Raw genomic sequence first — 5324 nt, forward strand, 5'->3', positions numbered from 1 at the left:
CCCGGCGACATCAGCACACAGCGGCAGCCGACATAGGATGGCTGCATCATGTTGCCGATCAGCCCCATGTCGTGGAACATCGGGATCCAGCCGACGATGACGGTCTCGGTGTCGTGCTGGAAGCGGTCGCGGATCATCTGCTGATTGGCAACGATATTGGCGTGGCTGATCATCACCCCTTTCGGGGTGCCGGTGGAACCGGAAGTATATTGCAGAACGGCCATGAAACCGGGGTCGGGCTCCGGCAGCAGATCCTCGGTGCTGCCGCGTGCCTCAAGCTCGGGCAGGGTGGTGACCGGCACCGTCCGGCCCCGGGTCTTGATGGCGGTCTCGTCAAGGATCTTGCGGGCGTGTTCGACCAGATCGGGCAGGGTCAGCGCGATGGCAAGGTCGGCATCCGTCGCGACCCCCGAGATTCGCGCATAGGTGGAGCGCCCGGCATTGGCGGCCGGCGCCGGCACCGCCGTGGCCCCGGCATAGAGCGCGGCAAAGAAGGCGACGATGAAATCAAGACCCGGCGGATAGGCCAGAAGCACCCGCGCGCCGGCCACCCCGCGCGCCACCAGGCCGCGGGCGGCGAGTGTCGCCCGTCGATCCAGTTCGCCGAAGGTCAGGCGCTCTGATTCCGTCTCGCCATCCTTGAGGAACAGATAGACCGTTTCCTGCGGCCGCAGGCGCGCGTGATGGCGCAGCGCGTCGACGAGGGTCGGCCAGTCCCGGGCCTCGTCCCCGTCAATCTTCAATTCCGTCGGTGCTGAGTGTTGTGTCGTCATCAATAGGGTCGCCATGAAGCTGTGTAAAATATTGCAACTCTAGACTGATCCGGGCCGTCTGGCAAAGCTTTGTGCCGGTCGGCCTGCGGTTCTTGGACGCGGCGCCGGGCCGGGTCTTTCGCCGCGCGGCGCAGGCGGGAAATTTGCCCCCCCGGACCATCGGCCTATATCGCCCGAGTACGGGCATCCCGACGGGCGCGCGGCCAAGGCGCTCGCTGGGATCATGGTGCAGGGATCACGGAGCAGGAGGCAAACATGACGGTTTTGATCGCCGGGGCCGGAATCGGAGGGCTGACCCTTGCCCTGTCGCTGCAACAGGTCGGGGTGCCGTTTCGCATCTTCGAGGCGATGCACCGGATTCGCCCGCTGGGCGTCGGCATCTGCCTGCAGCCCAACGCGGTGCGCGAATTTGCCGATCTCGGGCTGGGCGAAAAGCTGGAAGCGCGCGGGCTTCCGATAGACGAGCTCTGCTATCTGACGCGCCACGGGCAGACGATCTGGTCGCAGACACGGGGCCGGGACGCCGGCTATCACTGGCCGCAATACGCAATGCATCGCGGCACCTTGCAGATGCTGCTTGCCGAAACACTGACCCGGCGCTGCGGCGGCGATGTTGTCGAGACCGGCCGCGTGGTCGCCGGCTGGCGGGACGGCCCCGAGGGGGTCGAGCTTCGTTTCGCCGCCTCGGCCGGCGGCAACACAGAGGGCGGCGTGCACGGCCGGGTTCTGGTGGCGGCCGACGGCGTCAACTCGGTGCTGCGCCGGTTGCTCTACCCCGACGAAGGCGGCCCCCGCTGGAACGGCAACATGCTGTGGCGGGGCGTGAGCCCGGCAGCCTCCGGGCCCGGCACCCGGCGGATGCTGGTCGCCGGCGATCGCAGGCGCAAAATCGTCACCTACCCGGTGCCCGATCGCGCGGGGACAGGCACCATGGTGAACTGGATTGCCAGCCTGCGGGTGGCGGACGATCACCCTCCGAAGCCGCAGAACTGGCACCGGCGCGGCCGCGCCGAGGATTTCCTGCCCGCCTTTCGCGACTGGGTTTTCGACGGCCTCGACGTGCCGGCCATGGTCGGGGCGGCGAAACGGATATTCGAATATCCCGAGATCGACCGCGATCCGCTGCCGCAGTGGAGTTTCGGCCGGGTGACGATGATCGGCGACGCGGCACATGCGATGTATCCCAACGGCACCAACGGGGCGTCGCAAAGCATTCTCGACGCCCGCTATCTGGCGCGCGAGCTGCGCGACAAGGGGGGCGGGGCGGCGGCACTGGACTCCTATGACCTGCTGCGGCGCGAGGTGGTCAACGCGCTGCTGCTGATGAACCGCAAGGACGGGCCGGACCGGATTCTGGACATCGTGGCCGAGCGGGCACCGGATGGCTTTGAGGATATCGCGCAGGTGATGCCCGAGGCCGAGCTCCGGGCCTTTGCCGATCGCTATCGCAGGGTCGAGGGGGCGGAGATTCGCGGCCTCAATGCCGCGAGCCCGCTGATCGGCCCCGCAGAGCCCCCGGCGCCGGCCCGCGGCGAGCCTGCGCGGCGGTCAGGTTTTGACCCCGGCGCATGATTTCCCGCTGGACGGCAGCCGCCGGCTTGGCTAAATCGGGCGGGCAATGCCCAAGTGGCGGAATGGTAGACGCAGGGGATTCAAAATCCCCCGCCTTTGCGGGCGTGCCGGTTCGAGTCCGGCCTTGGGTACCAGCATTGCTCGGAAAATTCGGCACGAACTCCGGCAGCGACACCGGCAGCACCTCCGGCGGCACCTCCCGCCAAGACCACCGGCGCCCGAGCCGGCCCAAGGCAAGCATCGCCGCAGCGCGATTGCCGAATTTCTTTCCCCTGCCGGTCGCATTTCCGCCCAAGTGCTGGGCCAGATCATGGTCAACGAAGGATTGGACCATTCTGGGGGCCGCTTATGTTGCAGGAACCGTTTTTCTTTGATGAGATCGCCGCGACGGCGACGCCGGTCACGCCCCCGGTCGCCGTTGTGGCCAAGACCGCCGGTGCCGGGCTCGCGGCCGACAGCCGGGTCATGGTTCTGGGCGGCGAGAGGGCGCTTGGCGAGATCGCCGTCGGCGATGCGGTGCTGACCCGCGACAACGGCTATCAGACGGTGCGCTGGATCGGCCCCATCGACCCTGTCGGCGGCACCGGAGCTGAGGCCGCAGGCGGCCGCCGGCTGCGCATCCGCGCCGGGGCGCTGCCCGGCGGGCTGCCGCGGCGCGATCTCGACCTTGCCCCGGGCCAGCGGCTGTTGAACCGCGCGGAACCGGCGCCGGCGGGCGGGTCCGAGACGCTGATCGCGGCGCGCGATCTGGTGGCTCTGGCGGGGGTCGAGTTCTGCGATGCCCCCGAGGTTCCGCCGGCCTGGCAGATCCTGCTGGCGCGCCACGAGCTGATCCTTGCCGATGATCTCTGGACCGAGAGCTGGCAGCCGGACCTGGCGCAGGTGGCGCTTTTGCCGGCCGGCGAACGCGACCGGGTGATGGCGCTCTGCCCACGTCTGGCACAGCGGGGCAGCGGCCGCGCCTTTGCCGCCGCGCGGCGCCCGGCGCTTAGCGCCTTGGATCTTCCGCGCTGCGCCTGAGCGCCCGCCAGCGCGCCCAGTCCTCGGGCGTGTCGAGGTCGGTCAGCGCGTGCCGGCCCGGCAGGGCGACAAGGCGCAGTTGCCGCGCCGGATCGTCCAGCAGGGCGCGGGCGCCGCGATCGCCGGACAGGGCAGCCAGGGACGGAAACAGACAGGCAGGAAAGATCACCGGATGCCCCGGGCGCCCGTCGGCGCCGGTGGCGCGCAGCGTGGTGCCCTCGGGCGCGGCCCGCCAGGCCGCCTGCATCCGCGCCAGATCCCCTGTGTCAAGCTCGGGCATGTCGGCGGGCAGGATCATCACGGCCTCGCAATGCGCGGGCAGGGCGGCGATGCCGGCGCGGATCGAATGCGCCATGCCCATCGCGGCGTCGGCAACCTCCACCGGGGTCAGCGGCAGATCGTCGAGGGCGCCATGGCGCGGGTGCGGCGCTTTCGGCAGGGCCACCCAGAGCGGCAGCCCGCTGGCCAGCGCATGGCGCGCCATGCGCCGCACGAGCGGCTCTCCGTCCAGCTTTTCGAGCAGCTTGTCGGTGCCGCCCATGCGCGAGGAGGCGCCGGCGGCAAGGAGAAGGATGGCAAGCATGGCGATTCTCAGGATCCGTTCGCGCCGGAGGCGGGGTCGGGTGCCTCCGGCGGGGATATTTATAGCAAGAGAAAAAGCCGGGGGAAGGCTTATCCCCGCATCCGCGCGCCGTCGGCATCGAAGAGCGGCGTGGTGATCAGCCGGGCGCTGCGCATTTGCCCGAGGATCTCGATTTCGACCTCGAGACCTTCGCGGGCGCTTTCGGTCGGAACGAAGCCCTGGGCGATGGATGCCCCCGCGTGGTGGCTGTAGCCGCCCGAGGTGCAGAAGCCCACCACCTTGCCGTCGAGCCAGATCGGCTCATAGGCGTTGACATCGGCGTCGCTGGCCGCGACCTCGAAGGCGCAGAGCCTGCGCGCCGGGCCGGCCTCGCGTTCGGCCTCGGCGGCGGCGCGGCCGATGAAATCGGCCTCTTTCGCGAAGGCGATGAACCGGTCGAGCCCGGTTTCGGCGGCGGTGTAATCGGGCGAGAACTCGGACAGCCAGGAGCCGAAGAACTTGTCGAGCCGCAGCGACATCATCGCCCGCATGCCGAAGGGGCGCATGCCATGCGCCTGTCCGGCAGACCACAGCACATCCCAGAGGGCGCGCTGCGAGGGCAGGTCGCAGAAGATCTCGTAGCCGAGATCGCCGGTGTAAGAGACGCGCTGCACGATGCAGTCGGCCATGCCCACCGTGAGCCGGCGCACATCCATGAACTTCATGTCGGAAATGTCCTGGCGGGTGCAGGCCTGCAGCACCGCGCGCGCCCTGGGGCCGGCGATCTGGAAGCCGGTGCGGCTGTCGGAGATGTTTTCAAGCTGCACGCCATCGTCGAGATTCTGCTGGAACCAGCGCATGTGATAGGCCTGTGCGCCGTAGGAGGCGGTGAGCTGATATTCGGTCTCGGTAAGGCAGGAGATGGTGAAATCCCCGATCAGCCGCCCCTTGGGGGACAGCATCGGGGTCAGCGACAGCCGCCCCGGTTTCGGCACCCGGCCGGCCATGATGCGATCCAGCCAGGCCCGGGCACCGGGGCCTTTGACCCGGTATTTGCCGAAGTTGTGGGTCTCGTTGATGCCGACAGCCTCGCGCACCGCCCTGACCTCGCGCGCGGTGGCCTCGAAGGCGTTTGAGCGGCGGAAGGACGGGGTTTCATGGCGCGGTTCGTCGCCTTCGGCGAAGTAGTTGACCACCTCGAGCCCGTATTGCGCGCCCCAGACCGCGCCCATCCGGTCGAAGATGTCGTACATCGGGGTGGTGCGGAAGGGCCGCGCGGCCGGCAGCTCTTCGTTGGGGTAGGAGACCGAGAAGCGTTTCTGGTAGTTCTCGATCACCTTGGGCCGGGTATAACCCGGCGTGATCCAACCGCCGAAACGGGCGCAGTCCATGGCGAA

At 68.8% G+C, this 5324-nt stretch carries 5 protein-coding genes and 1 tRNA gene; 3 read left to right on the top strand and 3 right to left on the bottom strand.

The genetic code is table 11. The features are described from left to right. The coding region (locus ABZD10_RS13345) for an AMP-binding protein (protein ID WP_372887185.1) at nt 1-743 on the bottom strand (743 nt) is incomplete at its 3' end. Between the two features lie 285 nt (nt 744-1028). Between ABZD10_RS13345 and ABZD10_RS13350 the strand changes: the two genes are divergently transcribed. The 3 genes from ABZD10_RS13350 (at nt 1029) to ABZD10_RS13360 (ending at nt 3365) form a co-directional block, all read left to right on the top strand. After that, nucleotides 1029-2345 carry a flavin-dependent oxidoreductase gene (locus ABZD10_RS13350; protein ID WP_372887187.1) on the top strand — a complete coding sequence of 439 codons (1317 nt, stop codon included), beginning with the start codon at nt 1029-1031 and terminating at the stop codon, nt 2343-2345. Nucleotides 2346-2393: 48 nt separating this feature from the next. Continuing rightward, nucleotides 2394-2479 (top strand) — tRNA-Leu (locus ABZD10_RS13355). Nucleotides 2480-2693: 214 nt separating this feature from the next. Next, nucleotides 2694-3365, top strand: coding sequence for a Hint domain-containing protein (locus ABZD10_RS13360; RefSeq protein ID WP_372887188.1), 672 nt, complete (start codon nt 2694-2696; stop codon nt 3363-3365). On the opposite strand, the gene ABZD10_RS13365 is transcribed toward ABZD10_RS13360, so the two are convergent. Then, nucleotides 3334-3948 (bottom strand): NTP transferase domain-containing protein, encoded by a 615-nt coding sequence (locus tag ABZD10_RS13365; protein ID WP_372887190.1) that lies wholly within the window; start codon nt 3946-3948, stop codon nt 3334-3336. The two genes, ABZD10_RS13360 and ABZD10_RS13365, sit on opposite strands and share 32 nt — an antisense overlap. Before the next feature lie 89 nt (nt 3949-4037). Next, a partial coding sequence (locus ABZD10_RS13370) for a glycine cleavage T C-terminal barrel domain-containing protein (protein WP_372887191.1) occupies nt 4038-5324 on the bottom strand: 1287 nt, incomplete at its 5' end.

It is taken from the genome of Shimia sp. (assembly GCF_041624275.1).
In the GTDB taxonomy this organism is placed as follows: Bacteria; Pseudomonadota; Alphaproteobacteria; order Rhodobacterales; family Rhodobacteraceae; genus Shimia.

Bases quoted from the DNA above. Each gene is read 5' to 3' on its own strand.
- ABZD10_RS13350 (WP_372887187.1), top strand. From the start codon at position 1,029: ATGACGGTTTTGATCGCCGGGGCCGGAATCGGAGGGCTGACCCTTGCC.
- ABZD10_RS13360 (WP_372887188.1), top strand. From the start codon at position 2,694: ATGTTGCAGGAACCGTTTTTCTTTGATGAGATCGCCGCGACGGCGACG.
- ABZD10_RS13365 (WP_372887190.1), bottom strand. From the start codon at position 3,948: ATGCTTGCCATCCTTCTCCTTGCCGCCGGCGCCTCCTCGCGCATGGGC.